The organism is Arenibaculum pallidiluteum, from assembly GCF_017355985.1.
GTDB lineage: Bacteria > Pseudomonadota > Alphaproteobacteria > Azospirillales > Azospirillaceae > Arenibaculum > Arenibaculum pallidiluteum.
In genome coordinates, this window is sequence record NZ_JAFIQU010000047.1 from 1 (window position 1) to 748 (window position 748).

General features: G+C 70.1%; 1 protein-coding gene. It reads left to right on the forward strand.

Annotation, left to right across the window (positions count from 1 at the left end):
- Positions 1-7 precede the first annotated feature (7 nt).
- Positions 8-745: a heme ABC transporter permease gene (locus JUB13_RS31015; protein ID WP_207486128.1), complete on the forward strand. Its 738-nt coding sequence runs from the start codon at positions 8-10 to the stop codon at positions 743-745.
- The last annotated feature ends 3 nt before the right edge of the window (positions 746-748 follow it).

Here is a 748-nt window from a genome sequence, read left to right on the forward strand (position 1 = left end):
GCCCGCCATGCATCGATTTGCGAATCCCGCCCGTTTTCAGCGCCTGTCGGCGGTCGTTCTGCCGGTTGCGGCGGGGGCTGCGGTGGTGCTGCTGGTTCTCGGCCTGTATCTGGCGCTGGCGGGCTCGCCGGCGGACTACCAGCAGGGCGAGACGGTGCGCATCATGTACGTGCACGTGCCGGCGGCCTGGATGGGTCTGGCGATCTACGGCGCCATGGCGGTGGCCTCGGCGACGGGCCTGGTCTGGCGCCATCCGCTGGCCGACCTGTTCACCAAGGCGGCGGCGCCGGTGGGGGCCGGCTTCACGGCGATCTGCCTGGTCAGCGGGGCGCTCTGGGGGGCGCCGATGTGGGGCACCTGGTGGGTCTGGGATGCCCGGCTGACCAGCGTGCTGGTGCTGTTCTTCCTGTATCTCGGCTATCTCGCCCTGGTGAACGCCTTCGACGATCCCAACCGGGGCGCGCGCGCCGGCGGCGTGCTGGTGCTGGTCGGCGCGATCAACCTGCCGATCATCAAGTTCTCGGTCGACTGGTGGAACACGCTGCACCAGCCCGCCTCGGTGCTGCGCATGGGCGGTCCCGCCATCGATCCCGCCATGCTCTGGCCCCTGATGGTCATGGCCCTCGCCTTCGCCGCCTGCTTCGTCAGCCTCGTCCTGCTCCGCCTGCGTGCCGAGATCGCCCTGCGCAAGGTCCAGATGATCCGCCTCGCTCAGGCCCATGCCGCGCAGTACACGGGATCGTGAGCG

Bases quoted from the DNA above. Each gene is read 5' to 3' on its own strand.
- JUB13_RS31015 (WP_207486128.1), top strand. From the start codon at position 8: ATGCATCGATTTGCGAATCCCGCCCGTTTTCAGCGCCTGTCGGCGGTC.